Source organism: Acinetobacter sp. AB03 (assembly GCF_058107045.1).
This window is the reverse complement of the sequence record NZ_JBUEBA010000026.1, coordinates 1-1506: the sequence shown is the minus strand read 5'-3', so window position 1 is coordinate 1506 and position 1506 is coordinate 1. Positions and strand designations below refer to the sequence as shown.

General features: G+C 37.1%; 3 protein-coding genes. All 3 read left to right on the top strand.

Going from position 1 to position 1506, the window contains the following annotated elements:
- Positions 1–74: 74 nt before the first annotated feature.
- A complete protein-coding gene (locus ACY3FQ_RS17030) occupies positions 75–395 on the top strand; it encodes a type II toxin-antitoxin system RelE/ParE family toxin (protein ID WP_000897307.1) in 321 nt (106 codons plus the stop codon).
- Positions 388–660 (top strand): NadS family protein, encoded by a 273-nt coding sequence (gene nadS / locus ACY3FQ_RS17025; protein ID WP_000369781.1) that lies wholly within the window; start codon positions 388–390, stop codon positions 658–660. The genes ACY3FQ_RS17030 and nadS overlap by 8 nt, the downstream gene beginning before the upstream one ends.
- Positions 661–1152: 492 nt before the next feature.
- The coding region (locus tag ACY3FQ_RS17020; protein WP_489774499.1) for an ATP-binding cassette domain-containing protein at positions 1153–1506 on the top strand (354 nt) is incomplete at its 3' end.

Here is a 1506-nt window from a genome sequence, read left to right as displayed (position 1 = left end):
GAGATCTACCAGCTCTCGTTTTTTGTTATGGAAACTGCTAAAATTCAAATACGCCATTGACGTATAAAGAGTCCATGTTATTTATTGAAACCAGCATCTTTACCAAGCAAATTAAAGACCTTGTATCTGATGAGGAATATCGTCAACTTCAGCAAGATCTTTTGGTACAGCCTGATAGAGGTGACCTAATCAAGAATGGCGGTGGTATTCGCAAAGTACGTTGTGCTCAAGGTAACAAAGGGAAAAGTGGTGGGATACGGGTGATTTATTATTGGGTCACCGAGGATGATCAGATCTTTTTCTTAGTGGCTTATCCAAAATCAGTAAAAGATAATTTAACAGATAAGGAAACCGCCATTCTGCACCAACTCGTGAAGGAGCAATTTCATGGATAACAACTTATTTGATGACTTGGTTGCTTCAATCAAAGAAGCTGGAGCTATCAAACGTAAAGAAGTTAAAGCAAGCCGAGTTACAGAACTCGAATTGCCTGATATTAAAGAAGTACGTGAAAAAACTGGCTTGAGCCAAAATGAATTTGCTGCACGTCTACATATTAGCCCCCGTACCCTGCAAAATTGGGAACAGGGACGACGCTATCCAACTGGACCAGCAGCTACATTGATTCGAATTTTAGATGCTCACCCAAGCCTTATTTGAAAAAATTACTTAAAAAATGGGAGCTTAAGGCTCCCATTTTTATTTCGTATAAGGTGTATTATGTTAATTTTAGAAAATCTTCACTACTATTATTTTAAAATAAGCCTTATATCCAAGCATAAAACAAGGTTGTCTAGACTTCTTTTAACAGTAAAGTTATCATAAAACTGAATTTTATTTTTTAGGTAAGTTTATGCATTCTATCCGCATTCGTTAAGACACAACTATTTGCATAGTGACACTATTTTATAATGGTGGGCTTTTGTTGTGTCTTTAAGAATATATGCGGATATATAAAGTAAAAGTATGCTTAATTTATAAGTATGCTTTTAGTGCATAGTTTCCAGTTATAACTTAATTGACTAGCTATTTGTCCACCCTGTGGATGAATAGCTTTTTTTTTGGGAGGACACTGTGATGCTAGCTTTTGTTTTCACCTAAATCCTGTTTGCTGCATAAAAAATTTCAAGAGCTAAACAGGAGTAAATAAAAATGAGTTTAATTATTAAAGCGAGAAACATACGCTTGGATTATGCTGGGCGTGATGTTTTGGATATTGATGAATTGGAAATTCACTCTTATGACCGTATTGGTCTTGTGGGTGATAACGGAGCAGGAAAGAGTAGTTTACTCAAAGTACTTAATGGCGAAATTGTTTTAGCCGAAGCGACATTACAGCGTTTTGGTGATTTTGCACATATCAGCCAACTGGGCGGAATCGAAATAGAAACGGTCGAAGACCGGGCAATGTTATCTCGCCTTGGTGTTTCCAATGTACAAAACGACACAATGAGTGGCGGAGAGGAAACTCGTGCAAAAATTGCTGCCGCATTTTCCCAACAAGTA

What these genes read in the sequence shown, in the direction of transcription:
- nadS (WP_000369781.1), top strand. Translation starts at nt 388, where the DNA reads ATGGATAACAACTTATTTGATGACTTGGTTGCTTCAATCAAAGAAGCT.
- ACY3FQ_RS17030 (WP_000897307.1), top strand. Translation starts at nt 75, where the DNA reads ATGTTATTTATTGAAACCAGCATCTTTACCAAGCAAATTAAAGACCTT.